Annotated in this window: 23 protein-coding genes and 4 tRNA genes; 22 read left to right on the top strand and 5 right to left on the bottom strand. The window is 56.2% G+C overall.

Annotated features, from left to right (window positions below; all coding sequences use genetic code 11):
- Positions 1–8 precede the first annotated feature (8 nt).
- From wzzE to BM373_RS19940, 14 genes are all read left to right on the top strand, one after another.
- Positions 9–1,055 carry an ECA polysaccharide chain length modulation protein gene (wzzE, locus tag BM373_RS20005; protein WP_090465562.1) on the top strand — a complete coding sequence of 349 codons (1,047 nt, stop codon included), beginning with the start codon at positions 9–11 and terminating at the stop codon, positions 1,053–1,055.
- A 57-nt stretch (positions 1,056–1,112) separates the two neighbouring features.
- Positions 1,113–2,243, top strand: coding sequence for a non-hydrolyzing UDP-N-acetylglucosamine 2-epimerase (wecB, locus tag BM373_RS20000; RefSeq protein WP_090465559.1), 1,131 nt, complete (start codon positions 1,113–1,115; stop codon positions 2,241–2,243).
- Positions 2,240–3,502: a UDP-N-acetyl-D-mannosamine dehydrogenase gene (wecC, locus tag BM373_RS19995; protein ID WP_090465556.1), complete on the top strand. Its 1,263-nt coding sequence runs from the start codon at positions 2,240–2,242 to the stop codon at positions 3,500–3,502. The genes wecB and wecC overlap by 4 nt, the downstream gene beginning before the upstream one ends.
- Complete coding sequence (gene rffC / locus BM373_RS19990) at positions 3,499–4,173, top strand: dTDP-4-amino-4,6-dideoxy-D-galactose acyltransferase (protein WP_090465621.1); 675 nt, start codon at positions 3,499–3,501, stop codon at positions 4,171–4,173. The genes wecC and rffC overlap by 4 nt, the downstream gene beginning before the upstream one ends.
- A 4-nt stretch (positions 4,174–4,177) precedes the next feature.
- A complete protein-coding gene (rffA, locus tag BM373_RS19985) occupies positions 4,178–5,308 on the top strand; it encodes a dTDP-4-amino-4,6-dideoxygalactose transaminase (protein WP_090465553.1) in 1,131 nt (376 codons plus the stop codon).
- A gap of 1 nt (position 5,309) precedes the next feature.
- On the top strand, positions 5,310–6,560 hold the full coding sequence (gene wzxE / locus BM373_RS19980; protein ID WP_090465550.1) for a lipid III flippase WzxE: 1,251 nt from the start codon (positions 5,310–5,312) through the stop codon (positions 6,558–6,560).
- A complete protein-coding gene (locus tag BM373_RS19975) occupies positions 6,557–7,633 on the top strand; it encodes a TDP-N-acetylfucosamine:lipid II N-acetylfucosaminyltransferase (protein WP_090465547.1) in 1,077 nt (358 codons plus the stop codon). The genes wzxE and BM373_RS19975 overlap by 4 nt, the downstream gene beginning before the upstream one ends.
- Complete coding sequence (gene wzyE / locus BM373_RS19970; protein WP_090465544.1) at positions 7,630–8,982, top strand: ECA oligosaccharide polymerase; 1,353 nt, start codon at positions 7,630–7,632, stop codon at positions 8,980–8,982. The genes BM373_RS19975 and wzyE overlap by 4 nt, the downstream gene beginning before the upstream one ends.
- A 14-nt stretch (positions 8,983–8,996) precedes the next feature.
- Positions 8,997–9,737 (top strand): lipopolysaccharide N-acetylmannosaminouronosyltransferase, encoded by a 741-nt coding sequence (wecG, locus tag BM373_RS19965; RefSeq protein WP_090465541.1) that lies wholly within the window; start codon positions 8,997–8,999, stop codon positions 9,735–9,737.
- Between the two features lie 251 nt (positions 9,738–9,988).
- Positions 9,989–11,374, top strand: coding sequence for a bifunctional threonine/serine APC transporter ThrP (locus BM373_RS19960; RefSeq protein WP_090465538.1), 1,386 nt, complete (start codon positions 9,989–9,991; stop codon positions 11,372–11,374).
- 112 nt (positions 11,375–11,486) lie between these two features.
- A tRNA-Arg gene (locus BM373_RS19955) sits at positions 11,487–11,563 on the top strand.
- A 66-nt stretch (positions 11,564–11,629) separates the two neighbouring features.
- A tRNA-His gene (locus BM373_RS19950) sits at positions 11,630–11,705 on the top strand.
- Positions 11,706–11,730: 25 nt separating this feature from the next.
- Positions 11,731–11,816, top strand: a tRNA-Leu gene (locus BM373_RS19945).
- A gap of 37 nt (positions 11,817–11,853) precedes the next feature.
- Positions 11,854–11,930 (top strand) — tRNA-Pro (locus BM373_RS19940).
- A gap of 611 nt (positions 11,931–12,541) precedes the next feature.
- Here the strand turns inward: BM373_RS19940 and hemY are convergent.
- From hemY to hemC, 4 genes are read right to left on the bottom strand one after another with little or no spacing between them, the layout of a single operon-like run.
- Positions 12,542–13,738, bottom strand: a complete 1,197-nt coding sequence (gene hemY / locus BM373_RS19935) for a protoheme IX biogenesis protein HemY (protein ID WP_090465536.1) — start codon at positions 13,736–13,738, stop codon at positions 12,542–12,544.
- A 2-nt stretch (positions 13,739–13,740) separates the two neighbouring features.
- Positions 13,741–14,910 (bottom strand): uroporphyrinogen-III C-methyltransferase, encoded by a 1,170-nt coding sequence (gene hemX / locus BM373_RS19930; RefSeq protein WP_090465533.1) that lies wholly within the window; start codon positions 14,908–14,910, stop codon positions 13,741–13,743.
- Positions 14,911–14,931: 21 nt separating this feature from the next.
- On the bottom strand, positions 14,932–15,672 hold the full coding sequence (gene hemD, locus BM373_RS19925) for a uroporphyrinogen-III synthase (protein WP_090465529.1): 741 nt from the start codon (positions 15,670–15,672) through the stop codon (positions 14,932–14,934).
- Positions 15,669–16,610 carry a hydroxymethylbilane synthase gene (gene hemC, locus BM373_RS19920; protein ID WP_090465527.1) on the bottom strand — a complete coding sequence of 314 codons (942 nt, stop codon included), beginning with the start codon at positions 16,608–16,610 and terminating at the stop codon, positions 15,669–15,671. The genes hemD and hemC overlap by 4 nt, the downstream gene beginning before the upstream one ends.
- Positions 16,611–16,952: 342 nt before the next feature.
- On the opposite strand from hemC, the gene cyaA reads away from it, so the two are divergent.
- A complete protein-coding gene (gene cyaA / locus BM373_RS19915) occupies positions 16,953–19,499 on the top strand; it encodes a class I adenylate cyclase (protein ID WP_090465524.1) in 2,547 nt (848 codons plus the stop codon).
- A 29-nt stretch (positions 19,500–19,528) separates the two neighbouring features.
- On the opposite strand, the gene cyaY is transcribed toward cyaA, so the two are convergent.
- Positions 19,529–19,849, bottom strand: coding sequence for an iron donor protein CyaY (gene cyaY / locus BM373_RS19910; protein ID WP_090465522.1), 321 nt, complete (start codon positions 19,847–19,849; stop codon positions 19,529–19,531).
- Between the two features lie 136 nt (positions 19,850–19,985).
- Here cyaY and BM373_RS19905 point away from each other — a divergent pair, with 136 nt between their 5' ends.
- The 7 genes from BM373_RS19905 (at position 19,986) to ysgD (ending at position 25,824) form a co-directional block, all read left to right on the top strand.
- Positions 19,986–20,189: an LPS translocon maturation chaperone LptM gene (locus tag BM373_RS19905; protein ID WP_090465519.1), complete on the top strand. Its 204-nt coding sequence runs from the start codon at positions 19,986–19,988 to the stop codon at positions 20,187–20,189.
- A gap of 36 nt (positions 20,190–20,225) precedes the next feature.
- The gene (gene dapF / locus BM373_RS19900; protein ID WP_090465516.1) at positions 20,226–21,050 is read left to right on the top strand and encodes a diaminopimelate epimerase; all 825 of its coding nucleotides are present in this window, start codon (positions 20,226–20,228) and stop codon (positions 21,048–21,050) included.
- A complete protein-coding gene (locus BM373_RS19895) occupies positions 21,047–21,754 on the top strand; it encodes a DUF484 domain-containing protein (RefSeq protein WP_090465514.1) in 708 nt (235 codons plus the stop codon). Before dapF ends, BM373_RS19895 begins: the two co-directional genes overlap by 4 nt.
- Positions 21,751–22,653, top strand: a complete 903-nt coding sequence (gene xerC, locus BM373_RS19890; RefSeq protein WP_090465511.1) for a tyrosine recombinase XerC — start codon at positions 21,751–21,753, stop codon at positions 22,651–22,653. Before BM373_RS19895 ends, xerC begins: the two co-directional genes overlap by 4 nt.
- Positions 22,653–23,369 carry a 5-amino-6-(5-phospho-D-ribitylamino)uracil phosphatase YigB gene (yigB, locus tag BM373_RS19885; RefSeq protein ID WP_090465508.1) on the top strand — a complete coding sequence of 239 codons (717 nt, stop codon included), beginning with the start codon at positions 22,653–22,655 and terminating at the stop codon, positions 23,367–23,369. The genes xerC and yigB overlap by 1 nt, the downstream gene beginning before the upstream one ends.
- A gap of 87 nt (positions 23,370–23,456) precedes the next feature.
- The gene (gene uvrD / locus BM373_RS19880) at positions 23,457–25,619 is read left to right on the top strand and encodes a DNA helicase II (RefSeq protein WP_090465505.1); all 2,163 of its coding nucleotides are present in this window, start codon (positions 23,457–23,459) and stop codon (positions 25,617–25,619) included.
- Between the two features lie 148 nt (positions 25,620–25,767).
- Positions 25,768–25,824, top strand: coding sequence for a YsgD/CorL family protein (ysgD, locus tag BM373_RS21760; RefSeq protein ID WP_212743980.1), 57 nt, complete (start codon positions 25,768–25,770; stop codon positions 25,822–25,824).
- Positions 25,825–25,941: the final 117 nt, after the last annotated feature.

The raw sequence follows: 25,941 nt of genomic DNA, 5'->3' as shown, positions 1-25,941 counted from the left end.
GGATAGCGATGACTCAACCATTACCGGGAGCACAGTCAGTGGGTACGGAGAACGAACTCGATATTCGTGGTTTATTTCGTACTTTATGGGCAGGGAAATTATGGATTGTAGGTGTAGCGCTGGTTTTTGCCTTGATCGTATTACCCTATACCTTTTTCGCCAGACAGGAGTGGGGCGCGACGGCAATGACCGACCGGCCCACCGTCAACATGCTGGGTGGTTTTTATTCGCAACAGCAGTTCCTGCGTAATCTGGATGTGAAAGCCAGTCTGGCCCCGGCGGATCAGCCTTCGGTAATGGATGAGGCCTACAAAGAGTTCGTCATGCAGCTGGCATCCTGGGATACCCGCCGCGATTTCTGGTTACAAACGGATTATTACAAGCAGCGTATGGTCGGCAACAGCAAAGCCGACGCCGCGATGCTGGATGATTTAATTAATTATATTCAGTACATGCCGGGCGACGTAGTGCGCAACCTGAACGACAGCGTAAAGCTGACGGCAGAAACTGCGCCCGACGCCAATAATCTGCTGCGTCAGTACGTGGCGTTTGCCAGCCAGCGTGCCGCCAGCCATTTAAACGATGAGCTGAAAGGCGCATGGGCTGCGCGCACCATTCAAATGAAAGCGCAGGTCAAACGTCAGGAAGAGGTGGCGAAAGCGATCTTCTCCCGCCGTGTGCATAACGTTGAGCAGGCGCTGAAAGTCGCCGAGCAGCACAACATTTCACGCAGCGAAACGGAAGTCCCGGCAGACGAATTACCAGACTCTGAATTGTTCCTCCTGGGCCGCCCGATGTTACAGGCCCGTCTCGAAAATCTTCAGGCGGTGGGGCCGGAATTTGATCTGGACTATGATCAAAACCGGGCCATGCTCAATACGCTCAACGTTGGCCCCACACTCGATCCCCGTTTTCAGACGTATCGTTATTTGCGTACACCGGAAGAACCGGTAAAACGCGATAGCCCGCGTCGTGCTTTCCTGATGATCATGTGGGGTATTGTGGGGGCGTTAGTGGGAGCAGGCATCGCGTTAACACGCCGCCGCTCGTTCTGATACGCCGTCTGATATGAAGGCCTGCGGGCCTTCATCATCTAATCGAAGAGAATCGTTGTGAAAGTACTTACCGTATTTGGCACACGACCAGAAGCCATCAAAATGGCTCCTCTGGTTCATGCACTGGCAAGGGATCCTTATTTTGAGGCGAAAGTGTGCGTCACCGCGCAGCATCGTGAGATGCTCGATCAGGTGTTACATCTCTTTTCGATTGTCCCGGATTACGACCTGAATATTATGCAGCCAGGCCAGGGGCTGACGGAAATCACCTGCCGTATTCTGGAAGGGCTGAAGCCTATTCTTGAAGCCTTCAAGCCTGATGTGGTGCTCGTCCATGGCGACACCACGACCACCATTGCCGCCAGCCTTGCGGCGTTTTACCAGCGTATTCCGGTCGGGCATGTGGAAGCAGGCCTGCGCACGGGCGATCTCTCCTCGCCGTGGCCTGAAGAAGCTAACCGCACACTGACCGGTCATCTGGCGATGTACCACTTCGCCCCCACCGAAAATTCCCGGCATAACCTGCTGCGTGAAAACGTGGGCGATAAAAAGATTTTCGTCACCGGCAATACGGTCATTGATGCGCTGTTCTGGGTGCGCGACAGCGTGCTGAACAACGAAGCGTTACAGTGTGAACTGGCAGGCCGATACCCTTTCCTTGATAACAGCAAAAAGCTGATTCTGGTGACGGGCCACCGTCGCGAGAGCTTTGGTCGCGGCTTTGAAGAGATCTGTCATGCGCTGGCGGAGATTGCCGCAGAGCATGACGACGTGCAGATTGTCTACCCGGTGCACCTGAATCCCAACGTCAGCGAGCCGGTCAATCGCATCCTGGGCCATGTCGACAATGTGATCCTGATTGAGCCGCAGGACTATTTACCATTCCTGTGGCTGATGAATCGCGCCTGGTTGATCCTCACGGACTCCGGCGGCATCCAGGAAGAAGCGCCTTCTTTCGGTAAACCTGTGCTGGTCATGCGTGACACCACAGAGCGCCCGGAAGCAGTAGAAGCGGGCACGGTCAGACTGGTCGGCACCGACAAGCAGCGTATTGTTGAAGAAGTCACCCGCCTGCTGTCGAGCAACGCCGCCTGGCAAGCCATGAGCCATGCGCACAATCCTTACGGTGATGGACAAGCCTGCGGTCGCATTTTGCACGCACTTAAACACAATCGGGTAACGCTATGAGTTTTTCAACCATTTCTGTCATTGGCCTTGGCTACATCGGACTGCCAACCGCAGCGGCTTTCGCGTCTCGTCAAAAGCAGGTTGTGGGGATCGACATTAACCAGCACGCGGTGGAGACCATCAATCGCGGGCAAATTCATATCGTTGAGCCGGAACTGGATAAGGTCGTTAAAGCGGCGGTGGACGGGGGCTATCTCAAAGCAAGCACCACACCGGTTGCCGCAGACGCCTACCTGATTGCCGTACCGACGCCGTTTAAAGGGGATCACGAGCCGGACATGGTTTACGTGGAAGCGGCGGCAAAATCCATTGCGCCGGTGTTGCAGAAAGGCGCGCTGGTTATTCTGGAGTCCACCTCGCCGGTCGGTGCAACCGAGCAAATGGCGCAGTGGCTGGCAGAGATGCGCCCGGATCTGAGTTTTCCTCAGCAGGCGGGCGAGCAGGCTGATATCAATATTGCCTACTGCCCGGAGCGCGTGCTGCCTGGCCAGGTCATGGTCGAACTGATTAAAAACGACCGCGTGATCGGCGGCATGACCCCGGTGTGTTCCGCACGCGCCAGCGAACTCTACAACATCTTCCTTGAAGGCGAGTGTGTGGTCACTAACGCCCGTACCGCCGAAATGTGCAAGCTGACCGAAAACAGCTTCCGTGACGTGAACATCGCTTTCGCCAATGAGTTATCGCTGATTTGCGCCGACCAGGGGATTAACGTCTGGGAACTTATTCGCCTCGCCAATCGCCATCCGCGCGTCAACATTTTGCAGCCGGGACCGGGCGTGGGCGGGCACTGTATCGCCGTCGACCCCTGGTTTATCGTCGCGCAGAACCCGCAGCAGGCGCGTCTTATCCGCACCGCGCGCGAAGTCAACGACAGCAAGCCGCACTGGGTGTTAAGCCAGGTGAAAGCGACCGTGGCGGATTGCCTGACGGCGAGCGGTAAACGCGCCAGCGAGCTGACCATCGCCTGCTTTGGCCTCGCGTTTAAGCCCAATATTGACGACCTGCGCGAAAGCCCGGCGATGGAAATCGCCCATCAGGTTGCCGACTGGCACAGCGGCACGACGCTGGTGGTCGAGCCTAACATTCATCAGCTTCCCAAAAGTCTTGAAGGTATCAGCCAACTGGCAAGTCTTGAGCAGGCGCTGGCGAATGCCGATGTGCTGGTGATGCTGGTCGATCACAACGAATTTAAAGCCATTGATAGCGAGACTATCGCGCAGCCGTACATCGTCGATACCAAAGGCGTATGGCGCTGATGGTAAACGGCACGGTGGAACCGCTCGCCTGGGAGAGCCAGTTTTTTGGCCTCAACAGCGCGATTATCCGGCTGAATGAATCCGGCCCGCTGATCACCGCCTCAGACCTCGCGCCGTGGGCGCGGGTGCAGGTCAAAGTGCCCGCCGCTGATACGGCCCGGCTTGATGCCCTGCAACAGCTGGGTTTTAAGCTGGTGGAAGGGGAAGTGGATTTCGCGCTGGCCCTGCCGCCTGCCGTTGACGATCCGCAGGCAGAAATCGCGACGCTTGATGATATTCCCGTGCTGCGGACGCTGGCCTCGCAGATATTTACCCAAAGCCGTTTTCGTGCGCCCTGGTATCCGCCGGAAGCCAGCGGTCGTTTCTACGCGCAGTGGATTGAAAACGCTGTTAAAGGTGAATACGACCACGAATGCCTGGTGTTTCGCGCCGACGGCCACATCCGGGCGTTTGTCTCGCTCCGCCAGCTTAACGCACACGAAGCACGTATCGGTCTGCTGGCCGGGCGCGGCGCGGGCAAAGCGCTGATGCAGGCGGCGATGGGCTGGGCAAAAGCACGCAGCCTCAGCACCTTACGCGTGGCGACCCAGTCCGGGAACACCGCCGCGCTTAAACGTTACATTCAAAGCGGTGGCAACGTTGAAAGCACCGCTTACTGGCTATACAGGTGACACGATGATCCCTTTTAATGCGCCTCCCGTTGTGGGAACCGAACTGGATTACATGCAGTCTGCCATGAGCAGCGGCAAGCTGTGTGGGGACGGTGGCTTTACCCGCCGCTGTCAGCAATGGATGGAACAACGCTTCGGCAGCGCCAAAGTGCTGCTCACGCCGTCGTGTACCGCTTCGCTGGAAATGGCCGCGCTGCTGCTGGATATCCAGCCCGGCGATGAAGTCATCATGCCGAGCTACACCTTTGTGTCCACCGCTAACGCCTTTGTGCTGCGCGGTGCAAAAATCATTTTTGTCGATGTGCGCGCGGACACCATGAACATCGATGAAACGCGCATTGAAGCGGCGATCACCGGGAAAACCCGCGCCATCGTCCCAGTCCATTACGCGGGCGTCGCCTGTGAAATGGATACCATTATGGCGCTGGCGAAAAAATATGACCTGTTCGTGGTGGAAGACGCCGCTCAGGGCGTGATGTCCACCTACAAAGGACGGGCGCTGGGGACGATCGGCCATATCGGCTGCTTTAGCTTCCACGAAACCAAAAACTACACCGCGGGCGGCGAAGGCGGTGCGACGCTGATTAACGATCGTGCCCTGATTGAGCGTGCGGAAGTGATCCGCGAAAAAGGCACTAACCGCAGCCAGTTCTTCCGTGGTCAGGTGGACAAATATACCTGGCGCGATATCGGCTCCAGCTACCTGATGGCCGATTTGCAGGCCGCGTATCTCTGGGCACAACTGGAAGCCGCCGATCGCATCAACCAGCAGCGTTTATCGCTGTGGCAGACCTACTTTGACGCGCTTACGCCGCTGGCCCGCGCCGGGCGTATTGAGCTGCCGACCATCCCGGCAGAATGCAGCCATAACGCGCACATGTTTTACATCAAGCTGCGCGACGAAGCGGATCGCGGCAAGCTGATCGCCTTTTTGAAAGAAGCGGAAATTATGGCGGTGTTCCACTACATCCCGCTGCACAGTAGTCCGGCAGGGGAACAGTTTGGCGACTTCCATGGTGAAGACCGCTACACCACGCAGGAAAGTGAGCGTTTGCTTCGCCTGCCGCTGTTCTACAACCTCGCGCCTGTTAATCAGCGCACGGTGATTAATACCCTTCTGAGCTATTTCAACTGAGATGTCGCTGGCTAAAGCTTCTGTATGGACGGCGGCCTCCACGCTGGTCAAGATCGGCGCGGGGCTGCTGGTGGTTAAGCTGCTCGCCGTGGCTTTTGGCCCGGCGGGGGTCGGGCAGGCCGGGAACTTCCGTCAATTAGTGACCGTACTCGGCGTGCTGGCCGGGGCGGGTATCTTCAACGGCGTTACCAAACTGGTGGCGCAATATCATGATGACCCGGCGCAACTGCGCAACGTTGTCGGCACCTCGTCGGCGATGGTGCTCGGTTTCTCCACGCTGCTGGCGCTGGTCTTTCTGCTGGCGGCAGCCCCCATCAGTCAGGGACTGTTCGGACACACCCATTTTCAGGGACTGGTGCGACTGGTGGCGCTGGTGCAGATGGGCATCGCCTGGGCGAACTTCCTGCTGGCGGTGATGAAAGGCTTCCGTGATGCGGCGGGAAACGCGCTGTCGCTGATTTGCGGCAGCATTGTGGGGGTGATCGCGTATTACGCCTGCTTTCGCCTCGGCGGGTATCAGGGCGCACTGCTGGGCCTGGCGCTGGTACCTGCGCTGGTGGTGATCCCGGCGGGCATTATGCTCTGGCGTCGCAAGACGATCCCGGCAGGCTTTCTCAAACCGCGCTGGGATAAACCCTTTGCCGGGCAACTGGGTAAATTCACCCTGATGGCGCTGATTACGTCCGTCACGCTGCCTGTGGCGTACGTGATGATGCGAAATCAGCTTGCCGCGCACTACAGCTGGGATGAAGTCGGCCTCTGGCAGGGGGTGAGCAGTATTTCTGACGCGTACCTGCAATTTATCACCGCGTCATTTAGCGTATATCTGCTGCCGACCCTCTCGCGGCTCATCACCAAAGAGGATGTCACCCGCGAGATTGTGAAATCGCTGAAGTTTGTTTTGCCGGCGGTTGCGGCGGCGAGTTTCACCGTCTGGCTGCTGCGTGATTTTGCCATCTGGCTGCTGTTCTCCGACAAATTTATCGCCATGCGCGATCTCTTTGCCTGGCAACTGGTCGGGGATGTACTGAAAGTGGGTGCTTACGTCTTCGGTTATCTGGTGATTGCCCGCGCTTCACTGCGATTTTATATCCTCGCGGAAATCAGCCAGTTTGCCCTGCTGACCGGATTCTCCCACGCCCTGATACCGGCGCACGGTGCCGCAGGCGCGGCGCAGGCTTACATGGCGACCTATATTGTTTATTTCGCCCTTTGTTGTGGCGTGTTTTTACTCTGGCGTAGACGAGCATGACAGCACTAATCCACGTACTGGGATCGGATATTCCCCACCATAATCAGACCGTGCTGCGGTTTTTTAACGAGAGCCTTGCCGGTTCTGAGCATGGCCGCGAATTTATGATCGTCGGGCGCGACGATGGCCTGAGCACCACTTTTCCGGCGCTCAGACTGCATTTCTTTGCCTCAAAATCCGCGCTGGCGAAGGCGGTAGTGGCGCTGGCCAAAGCGGATCGCGGGCAGCGTTTCTTTTTTCACGGCCAGTTCAACACCGACCTGTGGCTGGCGCTGCTGCGCGGGGCGATTAAGCCTGCGCAGTTCAACTGGCATGCGTGGGGCGCGGACTTGTATGAAGTCTCGCAAAGCCTGAAATTCCGTCTGTTTTACCCGCTGCGTCGTATGGCGCAGGCGCGCGTCGGCTGTATCTTTGCCACGCGCGGCGATTTGCAGTTTTTTGCCAACCGGCATCCTCGCGTGCGCGGTGAGCTGCTTTATTTCCCAACGCGTATGGACCCGTCGCTCAATAGTCTGGCCGCCAACACCTCACGCGACGGTAAGCTGACGCTGCTGGTGGGTAACTCCGGCGACCGCAGCAATGAACACATCGCGGCGCTGGAGGCGATCCACCGTCAGTTTGGCGATACCGTCAATGTGATTGTCCCGATGGGCTACCCGGCGAATAACGAGACCTATATCGCCCAGGTGCGGCAGGTGGGCGCGGCGCTGTTCAGCCCGGAAAACCTGCGTATTCTGAGCGAAAAGCTGGAATTTGCCGACTATCTCGACCTCCTGCGCCAGTGTGATTTGGGCTACTTCATTTTTGCCCGCCAGCAGGGTATCGGCACGCTTTGCCTGCTGATCCAGGCGGGTATTCCGTGCGTATTAAACCGTAAAAATCCGTTCTGGCAGGACATGGCGGAGCAGCACATTCCGGTGCTCTTTACCGGTGACACGCTCAATGAGGCCGTGGTCCGCGAAGCACAGCGACAACTGGCGACGCTCGACAAAAGCACGATCGCTTTCTTTAGTCCAAACTATCTTGAACCCTGGCATCAGGCGTTGCGACTTGCGGCGGGAGAAGCCCAATGAGCCAGCTTGAATTTTGCGGATTACTGGTCATCTGGCTGCTGGCGACGATGTTTATCGCCACCCTGACCTGGTTTGAATTTCGCCGCGTGCGCTTTAACTTCAACGTCTTTTTCTCGCTGCTGTTTTTGCTGACCTTCTTCTTCGGCTTCCCGCTCACCAGCGTGCTGGTGTTCCGCTTTGACGTCGGCGTCGCGCCGCCGGGGATCATGATGCAAACCCTGCTGGCGGCGGCCTGCTTTTATGCAATTTACTACGTCACGTATAAAACCCGACTGCGCAAGCCATCTGAGGTGCAGCCGCGTCGCCCGCTGTTCACCATGAACCGGGTGGAAACGCATCTGACTTGGGTAATGCTGATGCTGATTGCGCTGGTAAGCGTCGGCATCTTCTTTATGCATAACGGTTTTCTGCTGTTCCGGCTGCAATCTTACAGCCAGATTTTTGGCAGCGAAGTTTCCGGCGTGGCGCTTAAGCGCTTCTTTTACTTCTTTATTCCGGCGATGCTGGTGGTCTATTTCCTGCGTCAGGACGGACGGGCATGGCTGTTCTTTCTGGTTAGCACGGTGGCGTTCGGCCTGCTGACTTACATGATCGTTGGCGGAACGCGCGCGAACATCATTATCGCTTTCGCCATTTTCCTGTTTATCGGCATTATTCGCGGCTGGATTTCCCTGTGGATGCTGGCGGCGGCAGGGGCGTTCGGCATTGTGGGGATGTTCTGGCTGGCACTTAAGCGCTACGGGCTTAACGTCAGCGGCGACGAGGCGTTTTACACGTTTCTGTATCTCACCCGGGATACCTTCTCGCCGTGGGAAAACCTCTCCCTGCTGCTGCAAAACTACGACAAAATCGAGTTCCAGGGCCTTGCGCCGATCGTGCGCGATTTCTATGTATTCATCCCGACCTGGCTGTGGCCTTCGCGCCCCGGCATTGTGCTGAACACCGCCAACTACTTTACCTGGGAAGTGCTGAATAACCACTCCGGGCTGGCAATTTCCCCGACGCTGATCGGCTCGCTGGTGGTGATGGGCGGCGTGTGGTTTATCCCGCTTGGCGCGGTGGTGGTCGGGCTTATCATCAAGTGGTTTGACTGGCTGTATCTGCTGGGCAATCGGGAAACCAATCGCTACAAGGCCGCTGTTTTGCATAGTTTTTGCTTCGGAGCCATCTTTAATATGATCGTGCTGGCGAGGGAAGGGCTGGATTCGTTTGTCTCGCGGGTGGTCTTTTTCCTCATCATCTTCGGGGCCTGCCTGATGATGGCAAAATTACTGTACTGGTTATTTGATAGCGCCGGGCTGATTCATAAACGCGTGATAAGCGCGCAACGCCCGCTATCTCAGGCCTGATAAGGATAATCACAATGACGGATAACACCGAAGCGCCCGTTTACACGCTGCGCGGCCTGAATCTCATCGGCTGGCGCGATATGCAACACGCGCTGGATTACCTCTACGCTGGCGGGGTGATGAAGCAGGGTACGCTGGTGGCGATTAACGCCGAGAAAATGCTGACGGTTGAAGACGATGCGCAGGTTCGGGCGCTAATCGAAGCGGCAGAGTTCAAATATGCGGATGGCATCAGCGTGGTGCGCTCGATTCGCAAAAAGTATCCACAGGCAGTTGTCGAGCGCGTCGCCGGGGCCGACCTGTGGGAAGAACTGATGGCGCGCGCCGGAAAAGAGGGGACGCCTGTTTTTCTGGTGGGCGGTAAACCGGAGGTGCTGGCGCAGACGCAACAAAAACTGCGTGATCGCTGGCAGGTGAATATCGTTGGCAGCCAGGACGGGTATTTTAAGCCGGAACAGCGTCAGGCGCTGTTTGAGCGGATCCGCGACAGCGGGGCGAAGATTGTCACAGTCGCCATGGGATCGCCGCGCCAGGAACTGCTGATGCGCGACTGCCGCGTGGTCCATCCGGATGCGTTATATATGGGTGTCGGCGGCACCTATGATGTCTTTACCGGTCATGTGAAGCGCGCGCCGAAAGTGTGGCAGCGTCTGGGGCTGGAGTGGCTGTATCGCTTGCTGTCGCAGCCGAGCCGCCTGACCCGTCAGCTCCGCCTGTTGCGTTACCTCGCCTGGCATCATCGCGGTCAGCTCTGATCCTCAGATAGCGCAATCGCGATATTGCGCTATCTTCTCCCTCCACTTTGCTGTTTTATTGCGCAACATCTCCCTTTTTATTAACCATCGTTTGCCATTTCAGCGAAATTAAGAAACCATTCGCTCACTCAACGCAGTGCCGTGGTGTTTTTTACGCCAGCCATTTTAATGGCTGGTGCTGCGTAGCATGTTTTGAAACCGATAACGATAACCCGCAAGGCGGGAACAGTAGCAGACACAACAGAGGATTTATGGCAGACAACAAACCTGAGCTACAGCGTGGGCTGGAAGCTCGTCACATTGAACTGATCGCCCTGGGCGGCACGATTGGCGTGGGCCTGTTTATGGGCGCGGCAAGCACCCTGAAATGGGCCGGCCCGTCGGTCTTATTGGCCTACATCATTGCCGGGATTTTTGTTTTCTTCATCATGCGCTCAATGGGCGAAATGCTCTTTCTGGAGCCAGTAGCCGGTTCGTTCGCAGTCTATGCGCACCGCTACATGAGTCCGTTCTTCGGCTATCTCACCGCCTGGTCATACTGGTTTATGTGGATGGCGGTGGGCATCTCGGAGATCACCGCCATCGGCGTCTACGTTCAGTTCTGGTTCCCGGAAATGGCGCAGTGGATACCCGCGCTGATTGCCGTCGGGCTGGTGGCGCTGGCAAACCTCGCCGCCGTGCGTTTGTACGGTGAGATTGAGTTCTGGTTTGCGATGATCAAAGTCACCACCATCATTGTGATGATCGTGGTGGGCCTCGGGGTGATTTTCTTTGGCTTTGGCAACGATGGGCAGTCGATCGGCTTTGGCAACCTCACTGAGCATGGCGGCTTCTTTGCGGGCGGCTGGAAAGGCTTTTTGACCGCGCTGTGTATCGTGGTGGCATCCTATCAGGGCGTGGAGCTGATCGGCATCACCGCCGGTGAAGCGAAAAACCCGCAGGTCACGCTGCGTAGCGCGGTGGGTAAAGTGCTGTGGCGTATCCTGATTTTCTACGTGGGCGCGATTTTCGTTATCGTCACCATCTTCCCGTGGAATGAGATTGGTACCAACGGCAGCCCGTTTGTCCTGACCTTCGCCAAAATCGGCATTACTGCTGCGGCGGGGATTATTAACTTTGTGGTGCTGACGGCGGCGCTCTCCGGCTGTAACAGCGGCATGTATAGCTGCGGACGTATGCTTTACGCGCTGGCGAAAAACCGCCAGCTACCGGCGGTGATGGCGAAAGTCTCCCGTCACGGTGTACCGGTGGCGGGCGTGGCGCTTTCAATTGTGATTCTGCTGATAGGTTCGTGCCTGAACTACATCATCCCTAATCCGCAGCGCGTATTTGTTTACGTCTATAGTGCCAGCGTATTGCCGGGCATGGTGCCGTGGTTTGTGATCCTGATTAGCCAGTTGCGCTTCCGTCAGGCGCATAAAGCCGCTATTGCCAGCCATCCGTTCCGCTCGGTGCTTTTCCCGTGGGCAAACTACGCTACGATGGGGTTCCTGATTTGTGTGCTGATTGGGATGGGCTTTAACGAGGATACGCGTATGTCGCTGTTTGTAGGCATTCTGTTCCTTGCCCTTGTTACGCTGGCTTATAAAGTTTTACGCCTGAATCGCCACGTAGCGACGCACAAGGTGGGTGAATAAACATCAAAATGCGCAAAGCATAACCAAACGCGCATTTTATTCATTTTCTTTTGAAAAAGCACTAGACAGGTGCGCCCGAAGTCCGTACTATCCACCCCCGCAACGGCGCTAAGCGCCCGTAGCTCAGCTGGATAGAGCGCTGCCCTCCGGAGGCAGAGGTCTCAGGTTCGAATCCTGTCGGGCGCACCATTAACCCGGTGCTGGAGCTGCGGTGGTCTGTGAAGTTTCGCAGGGCCGCGTGAAAGAATATCAGTGGTGGCTATAGCTCAGTTGGTAGAGCCCTGGATTGTGATTCCAGTTGTCGTGGGTTCGAGTCCCATTAGCCACCCCATTAGTTACAAAGAGTATCGTGGAATGCGAAGGTGGCGGAATTGGTAGACGCGCTAGCTTCAGGTGTTAGTGTCCTTAGGATGTGGGGGTTCGAGTCCCCCCCCTCGCACCACAACGTAGATTGAACTAAAAGTCAAAAAGCAGTATTTCGGCGAGTAGCGCAGCTTGGTAGCGCAACTGGTTTGGGACCAGTGGGTCGGAGGTTCGAATCCTCTCTCGCCGACCAATTTTGAACCCCGCTTCGGCGGGGTTTTTTGTTTTCTGCGATTCAGTTTCCCGTCCTGTAGCCTTTTCAGGACAACCCCTAATTCTGCTGTCGTAAATAAGAGACATATAATTACCTGTTTTCATTATCTTTTTTTAAGAAGGGTGAATTCTGTCTCTCATTAGCGACAATATTCACGTTTGAAATCACATTTCTGCGACTTTTTAGCGCGCCACTGTGACGGATCGCGACAAATCCTAAATGAATCCGGACTATTAGATATGGGGATGAAATTTTGGCACGACATGTGCAATACTATACGTGTAGATGCTCATTCCATCTCTTATGCTCGCCTCAGGGCTTCATAAACTCAGGAATGACGCAGAGCCGTTTAATGGTGCTTATCGTCCACAGAGAGATGTCGCTTACGCCTCATCAAACACCATGGACACAACGTTGAGTGAAGCACCAATTTGTTGTCAAACAGACCTGTTAATGCCCGTTCTGGTTTCAGAACGGGCATTTTTTTATACCCTCACCCCGGCCCTCTCCCTGAGGGAGAGGGGGAAGAGCGAGAGTCTGCGTATCATTTGTCCCCTCTCCCAATGGGAGAGGGTTAGGGTGAGGGGAATTTACTGCGAAGGGTTATTTTGCAGAGTCAGCAACAGCCCGTCACGGCGCATCGCTGCCGCTTCTTCTGGCTGATGCAAACGATCCAGCGTATCGGCAAGCCAGGCGTAATCAAACGCATCCGGGCGCTGTTTTAACGCCGCGCGGAAGGCCAGGCTGGCCTCTTTCCACTCGCCGTGCTTAACCAGCGACTGACCGAGCGTGCTCCACAGAATCGGGCGGTCGCCCTGCGTTTTAATATGCTGACGCAGCGCTTTCTCAACTTGTTCCGGGTTATTGGTCTTCAGACGAGGAATAACCATGACCAGCCGGTCATCATACTGGCGCTTCAGGCCCTCGAGCAGAATTTGCTGAGCGGTATCGTGATCGTCGCACTCAATAAGATGCTCTGCCATCGCCACCTGCAATGCCACGTGATGACGTGTTTTACGGCTCTGGTTTTTCCACCAGGCTTTCAGGCCATCGCTGCCCTGATCTGCCCGCGCCTGATCCATCAACCCAATCCATGCCAGTTGTGCAAGTGCATCGCGGTGTTCTTCATCACCCACGCCCGCTTTGGCCATTGACGGAATAGCGTCCAGCAGCGAACTCCATGCGCCGGTGCGGATATAGGCCTGTTCAGCCAGACGCAGCACTTCCGGGTGACGCGGTGTGATTTCAAGCAGTTTATCCACGCCGTGACGCGCCGCATGATTTTCATTACGCGCCAGTTGTAAACGTACGCGGGTGATCTCGACCGGGATCTGATCGTTATCTGCCAGATCCGATGCGCGTTCCAGATGCTGATTGGCCCGCGCTTCATCGCCACGCTGCTGCGCGGCTTCGGCGGCCAGTAAATAGTTCACGACCGGCTGTTCAGCGTGATCGGCGTTTTTCGACATCAGCTTTTCAACCTGCTGATAATCGCCTTCAGCAAGTTTGAGCAGCGCCTGCTCAGTTTGCTTACGTGCACGACGGCGCTTGCGTCCGGCGAACCAGCCACGGGTATGTGCGCCGGTACGCATAATACGGCGCAAAATCCATTCGAGTACGAACAGCACGACCATCGCCAGAATCAGGATGATGACCAGCCCGGTGACGCTGGTTTCGACGTTATAGTTGTCGGTCTGAATCAGCACATAGCCCTGATGCCCGGCAACCATCGGTCCCAGAACGATCCCGGCTAACAGCAATGCAAAGAGTAGTAAGACTTTCAACATGATTATTCTCCCTGCGGCGCAGCGGCTGGCGCGTCATTTTGCGCGGCCTGCTCAGGTGTGGCGGCAGGCTGTGCCAGCAGATTGCGCACGCGGGTCTGCATCAGTTTTTCCAGCAGCGGCTGGCTTTGCAGGGTTTCGGGCACGTTCATGATGATGCTTTGCTGGCTGAGCTTATCCAAATCCTCGAGGAAGGCTTTGGTATTGGCATCGTCAGTGTCATAGTACGCGCGCACCCAACTGGAAACGTTATCCAGCGCCTGTTTGTAGGTCTCTTCCTGATGGCGCGGCACTGCCTGCGCGGCGACCAGCAGACGCGAGCGGATATTCTCACGCAGATAGATGTCCTGATTCGGCGCAAGCAGCGGAACGGCAGTTTCATCACGACGGCGAACGGTAATAAAGCTGTCCATAAAGTTCTGCCAGCTTTTTTGCAGGTTAACGCGCCACTCGCTGATGGAACTGGAGAGCTCGCTGCTGTCAGAGTCCATCGGGGAATCATCGTCGTTATTGTCATCAAGGCGCAGGTTATCGATCTGGTTCGAGAGCTGATTCACCTTGAGAATAATGCCGTCGTAATCGACCTGCGCCACGCCGGACAGCGCGGCAATATCAGTGGTAATCGCCTGGCGAGCGTTAATCAGACTTGGATCGTTCATGTCGGCGAGGCTGGCATCGGCGCTTTTCAGCAGCGCTGCAGCGGTGGTGACATCCTGATCGCTCCACAGCTTGCGCCCGGCCAGTTTGACCAGGAAATCTGCCTGCGCCAGCAGCCAGGTTTTAGCGTCGGTACCGGAGATCATCGCCACTTTTTGCTGCATTTCGTCGAGCTGTTTAGTCAGTGCGGCCTGCTGGCGCTGCGACTCATCAAGCAGTGCTGCCTGCTGTTTAATTTGCTCGTCGTACTGGGATTTTTGCGTTTCCTGCGCTTTTTGCAGGGCGGTAACCTGATTTACCAGCGCGTCGCTGGTAGCCGATTGCGTGGAAGTCTGTTGTTTTACCCAACCGTAAAGCCCGACGCCCGCGGCGAGCGCAATGGCGATGGCAATAGCGCTGAGCGCAAGGCTGGCTTTTACGGCGCGACTGTTTTTCTCAGTTTTCTCTGGCTGTGGCCGGGTGTCCACGGCCTCCCTGGTTTCTTCAACCACGGCAGGGTTGTTTTCTTGTTCCGTCATTATGGCTTCCCATTATGAGAGTTATTGTAATGCGCGCAGAAGCGCATCGTTGTCCGCGTTGTCTGCGACCAAAATGTCTTGCCAGCCCAGATCCCGGGCGAGGTGCGCCAGACGTTCGCTGACCACGACCAGGCGGCAGCGAAGTAACCAGTTTTCACGATACCAGGCGGGGATCAGCGAGAAAAGCTGCTGGATCATCTCGCCGCTGGTGGCAACAATCGTTGTCACGCCGCGAGTGTGCCAGCGCATCGCTTCTTCCGCCCCGTCGTAAAATTTTTCACTACGTTGATAACATTCTACAAAAGTCACGTCGGCACCGCGTGCTGCGAGCGTTTCACCTAATAGCTCACGCCCGCCGTTGCCGCGCAAAATGAGCGCGCGTTTTCCCGCAATATTTTGTAATTCAGGTAATTGTAGCAACACTTCGCTAATTTCCCGATCCAGAGGATAGCGCACGTGAAGACCACTGACGGTATGTAACGCCAGCGCGGTGGTTCTTCCAATAGCAAAATAGTGCGGAATAGTGGGCCAGCGATAACCCTGCTGCTGTAAATGTGCGTTGGCAAAGGTGACCGCGTGTTGTGAAAGAACAAAAACCAGATCGTTTTCTGTCAGAGCGGAAAGCTGCGCAGGCAGCGTTGCCAGCTCAAGGCCTGGAGTAAATTCGATGAGCGGAAAGCTCCAGGCCACCAGACCCTGTGCGCGCAAACGGCTCACTAACTCTTCCCCGGAGGGCGACGGGCGGGTGACCAGGATACTCATGCGGGCGCTTCTCCGTTATAAACCTCGGTGAGGATCTCACGCGCGCCGTTCGCCAGAAGTTCTTCCGCCAGCGAAATCCCCAGTTGTTCCGCTTGAGCCGGTGGGCCGCGACGCTCGCCACGCACCATCACCGAGCCATCCGGTGCGCCAACCAGCGCCCGTAGCCAGATTTCACCGTCGATCAGTTCAGCATAACTGCCAATCGGCACCTGGCAGCCACCTTCCAGACGGGTATTCATCGCACGCTCGGCTTTCACCCGCAGTGCGGTGTCAGCGTGATTTAGCGGTGCTAACAGTGCCAGGGTGCGTTCGTCATCAAGGCGGCATTCAATCCCCACCGCGCCCTGGCCAACGGCAGGCAGCGACAGTTCGGGCGGCAGCGCCATGCGAATACGCGCTTCAAGATCGAGGCGTTTCAGGCCTGCAACGGCCAGAATAATGGCGTCATAATCACCGTTATCAAGTTTGCCCAGGCGTGTGCCGACGTTGCCGCGCAAGGAGCGGATCACCAGATCCGGGCGGCGTGCCGCAAGCTGACACTGGCGGCGTAAACTTGATGTGCCGACCACGCTGCCTGCCGGTAGCGCGTCAAGGCTGTCATAGTGATTGGAGACGAATGCGTCGCGCGGATCTTCGCGCTCACAGATGGTGACCAGGCCTAAACCTTTCGGAAAGTCGACCGGGACATCTTTCATTGAATGGACGGCCAGGTCAGCACGGTTTTCGATCAGTGCCAGCTCAAGCTCTTTGACGAATAACCCTTTCCCGCCCACTTTTGCCAGCGGCGTATCGAGGATCACATCGCCGCGCGTCACCATGGGTACCAGTTCCACGGTCAGACCGGGATGGCACGCCAGCAGGCGCTGCTTCACATAATGTGCCTGCCAGAGCGCGAGGGGGCTTTGGCGTGTGGCAATTCTTAAAACATTGTCTAACATGCTTGTTACCGTCGTTATCGTCCGTTGACCATCCTAACATTGTTGTCATAGAGTGTCAGGTTTCAAGGACGGTTGCGGAAAAGAGGGACAAGACCGTATTCGGGAATTTACACGTTACGAACGATGCTACACTTGTAAGTAGTGCATCTTTCTTTACGGTCAATCGGCAAGGTGTTAAATTGATCACGTTTTAGACCATTTTTTCGGCTGTACTACCAAAAATACAAGGGCGAAAAAAAGGCGACGGGTTTTTTTGAAATACTGAAATCTGAACAGTTCGGTGACAGGAAGGCCAGCGCACCTGCTATCCAACCGGGAAGGTTTAAACTCAGGCGATACGTCTTGTACCTCTATATTGAGACTCTGAAACAGAGACTGGATGCCATAAACCAACTGCGTGTCGATCGCGCACTGGCTGCTATGGGCCCTGCTTTCCAGCAGGTTTACAGTCTGCTGCCGACATTGTTGCATTATCACCATCCGCTGATGCCGGGTTACCTTGATGGTAACGTTCCACGAGGCATCTGCCTCTACACGCCTGATGAAACACAACGCCATTACCTCAACGAACTGGAAATGAACCGCGGTTTGCCGCCGCAGGACTCACCGCAGGGTGAACTGCCGATTACCGGCGTTTACTCCATGGGTAGTACCTCATCGGTCGGGCAAAGCTGTTCTTCCGATCTGGACATCTGGGTCTGCCACCAGTCCTGGCTTGATAATGAAGAGCGCCAGCTTTTGCAGCGCAAATGTAGCCTGCTTGAAAGCTGGGCCGCCTCCCTTGGCGTTGAAGTCAGCTTCTTCCTGATCGACGAAAACCGTTTCCGCCATAATGAAAGCGGCAGCCTGGGCGGTGAAGACTGCGGTTCCACCCAGCACATTTTATTACTCGACGAATTCTATCGCACGGCAGTGCGTCTCGCCGGGAAGCGTATTCTGTGGAATATGGTGCCGGGCGACGAAGAAGCCCATTACGACGATTACGTGATGTCGCTCTACGCGCAGGGTGTGCTGACCCCTAACGAGTGGCTGGATTTGGGCGGCTTAAGCTCCCTCTCTGCGGAAGAGTACTTCGGCGCGAGCCTGTGGCAGCTCTATAAAAGCATTGATTCCCCTTATAAAGCAGTGCTGAAAACGCTGCTGCTGGAAGCCTATTCCTGGGAATATCCAAACACCCGCCTGCTGGCAAAAGACATCAAACAGCGCCTGCATGATGGCGAAATCGTCTCGTTTGGCCTCGATCACTACTGCATGATGCTTGAGCGCGTCACCGCATACCTGACCGCCATCGAAGATTTTACCCGCCTCGATCTTGTGCGCCGCTGCTTCTATTTAAAAGTCTGCGAAAAGCTGAGCCGCGAGCGCGCCTGCGTGGGCTGGCGTCGTGAAGTGGTGAGTTCCCTGGTAAAAGAGTGGGGCTGGGACGATGAACGTCTTGCCATGCTCGATAACCGCGCTAACTGGAAGATTGGCCAGGTGCGCGAGGCGCATAACGAACTGCTGGATGCGATGATGCAAAGCTATCGCAACCTGATCCGCTTTGCCCGCCGCAATAATCTTAGCGTTTCCGCCAGCCCGCAGGATATTGGCGTGCTGACGCGTAAACTGTACGCCGCGTTTGAAGCGCTGCCGGGTAAAGTGACGCTGGTGAACCCGCAGATTTCGCCCGATCTTTCAGAGCCGAATCTGACGTTTATCCATGTGCCGCCGGGCCGGGCAAATCGTGCGGGCTGGTATCTTTACAACCGCGCGCCAAACATGGACGCGATCATCAGCCATCAACCGCTGGAATATAACCGTTACCTTAATAAGCTGGTGGCATGGGCCTGGTTTAATGGCCTGCTGACCTCCCGCACTCGCCTGTTTATTAAGGGCAACGGCATTGTCGATCTGGCTAAACTTCAGGAGATGGTCGCGGACGTTTCGCACCACTTCCCGCTGCGCCTGCCAGCACCGTCGCCAAAAGCGCTCTACAGCCCGTGTGAAATTCGCCATCTGGCGATTATCGTCAACCTTGAATACGACCCGACGGCGGCATTTCGCAATCAGGTAGTACATTTTGATTTCCGCAAGCTGGACGTCTTTAGCTTTGGCGAGCAGCAAAATTGCCTGATTGGCAGCGTCGATCTGCTTTACCGCAACTCGTGGAATGAAGTGCGTACCCTGCATTTCAACGGCGAGCAGGCGATGATCGAAGCGCTGAAAACCATCCTTGGAAAAATGCATCAGGATGCCGCGCCGCCGGACAGCGTAGAAGTCTTCTGCTACAGCCAGCACTTACGTGGTCTTATCCGCACGCGCGTGCAGCAGCTTGTTTCTGAATGTATTGAGTTACGCCTTTCCAGTACCCGTCAGGAAACCGGGCGTTTCAAAGCGCTACGCGTGGCCGGGCAAACCTGGGGGCTGTTCTTCGAGCGTCTTAACGTCTCGGTACAGAAACTGGAAAATGCCATTGAGTTTTATGGCGCGATTTCCCATAACAAGCTGCATGGCCTGTCGGTGCAGGTTGAAACCAATCACGTCAAACTGCCGCCGGTCGTCGACGGTTTTGCCAGCGAAGGGATTATTCAGTTCTTCTTTGAAGAGTCGGGCGAAGATCAGGGCTTTAATATTTACATCCTGGATGAGAGCAACCGCGCAGAGGTTTACCACCATTGCGAAGGCAGCACCGAGGAACTGGTGCGCGACGTCAGCCGCTTCTACTCCTCTTCGCATGACCGCTTTACCTACGGCTCAAGTTTTATCAACTTCAACCTGCCGCAGTTCTACCAGATTGTGAAAACGGACGGGCGTGCCCAGGTGATCCCGTTCCGTAATCAGACCATCAGCCCTATCGTCCCGGCGAATCAGGACGACGACACGCCGCTGTTGCAGCAATATTTTTCATAGGCCCGGTTCGCACATCGCCGGGCTTATGATCAACGAAAACTGACGTTTTCGCCCGCTTGCTGCGTGGCCGCGTTTTCCAGCACATCCCAGAAGTTTTCACCGCTGCGATCGCAAATCCATTCCTCATCTTTCAGATCGAAATGGTAGCCGCCCTGTTTGGTCGCCAGCCAGACCTGATGCAGCGGCTCCTGGCGATTGACGATGATTTTGCTGCCGTTTTCAAAGGTGAGCGTCAGTACGCCGCCGTTGATTTCGCAGTCGATATCGCTGTCGCCGTCATGGTCATCCAGGCGCTCTTCAATGGTTTGCCACAGGTTATCGGCAAGGCGATGAAATTCTGAGTCGTTCATTTTTTTTCCTTTTTTTCGTGATGCCGCGAGTATAACGCGAAACAAATCCCAATGCAGGAAGTGCGCTAACTCTTGCTTTTGTGCCTTCTCCTGCGATGATAGAAAACAGAAAGCATGAACTTACAGGCAAACCATAATGAAGAATGTGTTCCGCGCGCTTTGTGTTTTAACGGCATTATTCAGCCTTGCGGGCTGCGGTCTGAAAGGACCTCTCTACTTCCCGCCAGCCGACAAATCTGCACCGCCGCCGACGAAAAAAGTTGAAAGTCTCGAGCAGGACCTGTCGCCTGAACGTAACGATCGCGGCATCGACAATGGCCCGACGCAAGTGAATTATTAAGACTCACGTTCTGTATCCGCGTAAATGGAGTAGATGATGCAGTTCTCTAAAATGCATGGCCTTGGCAACGATTTTATGGTCGTCGACGCGGTAACGCAGAACGTCTTTTTCTCGCCAGAGCTGATCCGCCGCCTGGCAGACCGGCATCTGGGCGTGGGATTCGATCAACTGTTGATCGTCGAACCGCCTTACGATCCCGATCTCGACTTTCATTACCGCATTTTCAACGCTGACGGCAGCGAAGTGTCGCAGTGTGGCAACGGTGCGCGCTGTTTTGCCCGTTTTGTGCGTCTGAAAGGTTTGACCAATAAACGCGACATTCGCGTCAGTACGGCCAACGGACGTATGGTATTAAGCGTAACGGAAGACGAGCTGGTGCGGGTCAATATGGGCGAGCCAAACTTTGAACCCGGTGCCGTGCCGTTCCGCGCCAACAAAGCAGAAAAGACTTATATTATGCGCGCCGCTGAACAAACTATTCTCTGCGGCGTCGTTTCCATGGGCAATCCACACTGCGTCATTCAGGTTGATGATGTGGATACCGCGCCCGTAGAAACGCTGGGTCCGGTGATGGAAAGCCATGAGCGCTTCCCGGAGCGGGCCAACATCGGTTTTATGCAAGTACTCAAACGTGAACAGATCCGCCTGCGCGTCTTTGAACGCGGCGCGGGTGAAACGCAGGCCTGCGGCAGCGGCGCTTGTGCAGCGGTCGCAGTCGGTATCCAACAGGGATTGCTGGCGGAAGAGGTTCGCGTGGATTTACCTGGCGGTCGCCTTGATATCGCCTGGAAGGGACCGGGTTCTCCGTTATATATGACTGGCCCGGCAACACACGTCTATGACGGATTTATTCATCTATGAAGCAAATTGAGGAAGAACAGCAGGAGGCTCCTGCCACGCTCACCGATCGTGAAGTGGTGGAGTATCTGCTGCGTAATCCTGGGTTTTTTATCCGTAATGCCCGTTCAGTCGAACAGATGCAGGTGCCCCATCCGGTGCAGGGTGCCGTGTCGCTGGTCGAGTGGCACATGGTACGCGCGCGCCATCACATCAATGTGCTCGAAGAGAACATGACGCTGTTGATGGAACAGGCCAGCAGTAACGAAGCGTTGTTCTATCGTTTGCTGCGCTTGCAGAGCCGCCTGGCGCTGGCAACCAGTCTTGACGATCTGCTCACGCGCTTTAACCGCTGGGCGCGGGAGATGGGGCTGGCGGGCGCGAGCATCCGTTTATTCCCCGATCGCTGGCGCATTGGCGCACCTTCTGGCTTCACCCATCTGGCGCTGAGTCGCCAGGCGTTCGAACCGTTGCGCATCCAGCGCCTCGGCCAGGAAAACCACTATCTTGGCCCGCTCAACGGTCCGGAACTGCTGGTTGTCCTGCCAGAGGCGAAGGCGGTGGGGTCCGTGGCGATGTCAATGATGGGCCGCGACGGTGACCTGGGTGTGATCCTGTTTAGCAGCCGCGACGTGCATCACTATCAGCAGGATCAGGGCACCCATCTGCTCCAGGAGATCGCGCTGATGATGCCGGAGTTGCTGGAGCGCTGGATTGAGCGCGTATGAGCGACGCCGCACTGCGTGAGTCCGCCGACCGTTTCCTGCGCTACCTCGGCGTTGAGCGCCAGCTCAGCCCGATAACCCTGCTTAATTATCAGCGCCAGCTCGACGCCATTATGGTGATTGCCGGTGAATCAGGTCTCAAGAACTGGTCGCAGTGCGATGCGGCAATGGTGCGCACGTTCGCCGTGCGCAGCCGTCGCCAGGGTCTCGGTGCGGCAAGCCTGGCCCTGCGTCTCTCCGCGTTGCGCAGCTTTTTCGACTGGCTGGTTTCGCAGGGCGAGCTTGCGGCGAATCCGGCAAAAGGCATCTCCGCGCCGAAAGCGCCGCGCCATCTGCCAAAAAACATCGAAGTTGATGACGTCAACCGCCTGCTGGATATCGATCTTAACGATCCGCTGGCGGTGCGCGATCGCGCGATGCTGGAAGTGATGTACGGCGCGGGCCTGCGTTTATCGGAGCTGGTGAATCTGGATATCAAACATCTGGATTTAGAATCCGGCGAAGTGTGGGTGATGGGCAAAGGCAGCAAAGAGCGCCGTTTGCCAGTTGGCCGTAACGCAGTGGTGTGGATTGAGCACTGGCTGGATTTACGCGGTTTATTTGGCACGGACGACGACGCCCTGTTTCTATCCAAACTCGGCAAGCGTATCTCCGCGCGCAACGTGCAGAAACGCTTTGCTGAATGGGGCATTAAGCAGGGGCTCAACAGCCACGTTCACCCGCATAAACTGCGCCATTCATTCGCCACCCATATGCTGGAATCCAGCGGGGATTTGCGCGGCGTTCAGGAACTGCTCGGCCACGCCAATCTGTCGACAACCCAGATCTATACTCATCTTGATTTTCAACATCTTGCCTCAGTGTACGATGCGGCGCACCCACGCGCCAAACGGGGGAAATAATGCGTTTTTACCGCCCATTGGGCCACATCTCAGCCCTGACGTTCGATCTCGACGACACGCTGTATGATAACCGTCAGGTGATTCTGCGCACCGAGCAGGAATCACTGACCTTCGTGCAAAATTACCATCCGGCGCTGAACGCGCTGCAAAACAGCGACCTTCAGCAATTGCGCCAGGCTCTGCGTGAAACGGAGCCGGACATCTACCACGATGTGACGGTCTGGCGGCATCGCGCCGTCGAGCAGGCGATGCTCAACGCGGGGTTAAGCGCGGAAGAGGCGGCATCGGGCGCGAATGCGGCGATGGCGCATTTTGCCGAGTGGCGTAGTCGTATCGACGTGCCGCAGACCACGCACGACGCGCTGGTCAAACTGGCCGAAAAATGGCCGCTGGTGGCGATCACCAATGGCAATGCCCAGCCGGAGTTGTTTGGCCTCGGCGATTATTTTAAATTCGTGCTGCGTGCAGGCCCGGACGGACGCTCAAAGCCGTTCAGCGACATGTATCATCTGGCGGCGGAAAAACTCAATCTGCCGTTAGGCGAGATCCTCCACGTGGGCGATGACCTCACCACCGATGTCGCGGGCGCAATCCGCAGCGGTATGCAGGCCTGCTGGATCAAACCGGACGGGGCGGATCTGATGACCACGCGCGACAGCCGTTTATTACCGCACATTGAAATTTCGCAGTTGGCATCTCTGACCTCGCTGATATAATCACCAGCTAATCTGTATAAATTAACAGTGTTCCTGTAAGCCCGCTTGCCGGGCGTTACACTCTTCGATCTTTATCCGGCGGTGCCAATGGACGTTTCTTACCTGCTCGACAGCCTTAATGACAAACAGCGTGACGCCGTCGCCGCCACGCGCAGCAATATGCTGGTGCTGGCCGGAGCGGGCAGTGGTAAGACACGCGTGCTGGTGCATCGCATCGCCTGGCTACTGACGGTAGAGAATTGCTCGCCGTACTCCATCATGGCGGTGACCTTTACCAACAAAGCGGCGGCGGAGATGCGTCACCGTATCGGCCAGTTGATGGGCACCAGTCAGGGCGGGATGTGGGTGGGCACGTTTCACGGACTGGCGCACCGCCTGCTGCGTGCGCACCACATGGACGCTAATCTGCCGCAGGATTTCCAGATCCTCGATAGCGAAGATCAGCTCCGTCTGTTACGCCGCCTGATTAAAGCCATGAATCTCGATGAGAAGCAGTGGCCGCCGCGTCAGGCGATGTGGTACATCAACGGTCAGAAAGACGAAGGCATTCGACCGCATCACATTCAAAGTTTTGGCAACCCGGTGGAACAGACCTGGCAGAAGGTCTATCAGGCCTATCAGGAAGCCTGCGATCGCGCCGGACTGGTGGATTTCGCCGAACTGCTGCTGCGCGCGCACGAGCTGTGGCTCAACAAGCCGCACATTCTTAACCACTACCGTGAACGCTTTACCAATATCCTGGTGGACGAATTCCAGGATACCAACAACATTCAGTACGCGTGGATCCGCCTGCTGGCGGGTGACAGCGGCAAAGTGATGATCGTCGGTGACGATGACCAGTCGATCTACGGCTGGCGCGGCGCGCAGGTGGAAAACATTCAACGCTTCCTGAACGATTTCCCTGGTGCCGACACCATTCGCCTTGAGCAGAACTACCGCTCGACCAGCAATATCCTGAGCGCGGCCAACGCCCTGATTGAAAACAACAATGGCCGCCTGGGTAAAAAACTGTGGACCGACGGTACCGACGGCGAACCCATTTCACTCTATTGCGCGTTCAACGAACTCGACGAAGCCCGCTTCGTGGTGAACCGCATCAAAACCTGGCAGGACAATGGCGGTGCGCTTGAGCAGTGCGCCATTTTGTACCGCAGCAACGCCCAGTCGCGCGTGCTGGAAGAAGCGCTGTTGCAGGTCAGCATGCCGTACCGCATTTATGGCGGGATGCGCTTCTTCGAACGTCAGGAAATCAAAGACGCACTCTCCTATTTGCGCCTGATTGCCAACCGCAACGATGATGCCGCTTTTGAGCGCGTGGTGAACACGCCGACGCGCGGCATTGGCGACCGTACCCTCGACGTGGTGCGTCAGGCGTCACGCGATCGCCAGCTCACGCTATGGCAGGCGTGCCGTGAACTCTTGCAGGAAAAAGCGCTCGCCGGACGTGCCGCCAGCGCGCTGCAACGTTTTATGGAGCTTATTGACGCTCTGGCGCAGGAAACCTCCGACATGCCGCTGCACGTGCAGGCTGACCGGGTGATCAAAGATTCCGGCCTGTTCATCATGTACGAGCAGGAAAAAGGCGAGAAGGGCCAGGCGCGTATTGAGAACTTAGAGGAACTGGTCACCGCAACGCGCCAGTTCAGTTACAACGACGAAGAAGAAGATCTGATGCCGTTGCAGGCGTTTTTGTCCCACGCGGCGCTGGAAGCGGGCGAAGGGCAGGCCGACACCTGGCAGGATGCGGTGCAACTGATGACGCTGCACTCCGCGAAGGGTCTGGAGTTCCCGCAGGTGTTTATTGTGGGCATGGAAGAAGGCATGTTCCCAAGTCAGATGTCGCTGGATGAGGGCGGGCGTCTGGAAGAAGAGCGCCGCCTGGCCTACGTGGGCGTTACGCGCGCGATGCAGAAACTGACGCTGACCTATGCCGAAACCCGCCGCCTGTACGGTAAAGAGGTGTATCACCGTCCGTCCCGCTTCATTGGCGAACTGCCAGAAAACTGCGTGGAAGAAGTGCGTCTGCGCGCCAGCATCAGTCGCCCGGTCAGCCACAAGCAACTGGGTACGCCAATTACGCAGAATGACTCCGGTTATAAGCTCGGCCAGCGGGTGCGCCATGCCAAATTTGGCGAGGGTACTATCGTCAATCTGGAAGGCAGCGGCGAGCACAGTCGCTTACAGGTTGCCTTTGCGGGGCAGGGGATCAAATGGCTGGTGGCCGCCTATGCGAAGCTGGAAACTGTGTAACTTTCAGAAAAATATCATTATTTTGTAATACTCTGCTAGCCTTATACCGGTAAGGTTAATTAATGTTCTTCAGCGTTCCGTTGCGTGTTGACGCCATTTTTTTGCTGGCGTAACATGCGCGCACGATTACGCTAAGAGGACATTCGCCTTGGACACACCCAGTAGATACTGGCTCAATTCCCTGTCATCCAGGAACAACTCCTAAGGCTATCCTCTTGTGCTGATGGCCTTAGTGGTTGTCAGCGACCTCTTTTTCCCGTCGCTCTGAGTCAGGCTGTTTAATGGTCTGAAACCCAATTTGTTTCTGTGTGCCCACCGAACT

The organism is Enterobacter sp. kpr-6 (assembly GCF_900116015.1).
Taxonomy (GTDB): domain Bacteria; phylum Pseudomonadota; class Gammaproteobacteria; order Enterobacterales; family Enterobacteriaceae; genus Enterobacter_D.
Note: the sequence above shows the minus strand (reverse complement) of the source record. Positions and strands in the feature narration are given on the sequence as shown.

What these genes read in the sequence shown, in the direction of transcription:
- wzzE (WP_090465562.1), top strand. Translation starts at nt 9, where the DNA reads ATGACTCAACCATTACCGGGAGCACAGTCAGTGGGTACGGAGAACGAA.
- wecC (WP_090465556.1), top strand. Translation starts at nt 2,240, where the DNA reads ATGAGTTTTTCAACCATTTCTGTCATTGGCCTTGGCTACATCGGACTG.
- rffA (WP_090465553.1), top strand. Translation starts at nt 4,178, where the DNA reads ATGATCCCTTTTAATGCGCCTCCCGTTGTGGGAACCGAACTGGATTAC.
- wzxE (WP_090465550.1), top strand. Translation starts at nt 5,310, where the DNA reads ATGTCGCTGGCTAAAGCTTCTGTATGGACGGCGGCCTCCACGCTGGTC.
- BM373_RS19975 (WP_090465547.1), top strand. Translation starts at nt 6,557, where the DNA reads ATGACAGCACTAATCCACGTACTGGGATCGGATATTCCCCACCATAAT.
- wzyE (WP_090465544.1), top strand. Translation starts at nt 7,630, where the DNA reads ATGAGCCAGCTTGAATTTTGCGGATTACTGGTCATCTGGCTGCTGGCG.
- wecG (WP_090465541.1), top strand. Translation starts at nt 8,997, where the DNA reads ATGACGGATAACACCGAAGCGCCCGTTTACACGCTGCGCGGCCTGAAT.
- BM373_RS19960 (WP_090465538.1), top strand. Translation starts at nt 9,989, where the DNA reads ATGGCAGACAACAAACCTGAGCTACAGCGTGGGCTGGAAGCTCGTCAC.
- hemY (WP_090465536.1), bottom strand. Translation starts at nt 13,738, where the DNA reads ATGTTGAAAGTCTTACTACTCTTTGCATTGCTGTTAGCCGGGATCGTT.
- hemX (WP_090465533.1), bottom strand. Translation starts at nt 14,910, where the DNA reads ATGACGGAACAAGAAAACAACCCTGCCGTGGTTGAAGAAACCAGGGAG.
- hemD (WP_090465529.1), bottom strand. Translation starts at nt 15,672, where the DNA reads ATGAGTATCCTGGTCACCCGCCCGTCGCCCTCCGGGGAAGAGTTAGTG.
- hemC (WP_090465527.1), bottom strand. Translation starts at nt 16,610, where the DNA reads ATGTTAGACAATGTTTTAAGAATTGCCACACGCCAAAGCCCCCTCGCG.
- cyaY (WP_090465522.1), bottom strand. Translation starts at nt 19,849, where the DNA reads ATGAACGACTCAGAATTTCATCGCCTTGCCGATAACCTGTGGCAAACC.
- BM373_RS19905 (WP_090465519.1), top strand. Translation starts at nt 19,986, where the DNA reads ATGAAGAATGTGTTCCGCGCGCTTTGTGTTTTAACGGCATTATTCAGC.
- dapF (WP_090465516.1), top strand. Translation starts at nt 20,226, where the DNA reads ATGCAGTTCTCTAAAATGCATGGCCTTGGCAACGATTTTATGGTCGTC.
- BM373_RS19895 (WP_090465514.1), top strand. Translation starts at nt 21,047, where the DNA reads ATGAAGCAAATTGAGGAAGAACAGCAGGAGGCTCCTGCCACGCTCACC.
- xerC (WP_090465511.1), top strand. Translation starts at nt 21,751, where the DNA reads ATGAGCGACGCCGCACTGCGTGAGTCCGCCGACCGTTTCCTGCGCTAC.
- yigB (WP_090465508.1), top strand. Translation starts at nt 22,653, where the DNA reads ATGCGTTTTTACCGCCCATTGGGCCACATCTCAGCCCTGACGTTCGAT.
- uvrD (WP_090465505.1), top strand. Translation starts at nt 23,457, where the DNA reads ATGGACGTTTCTTACCTGCTCGACAGCCTTAATGACAAACAGCGTGAC.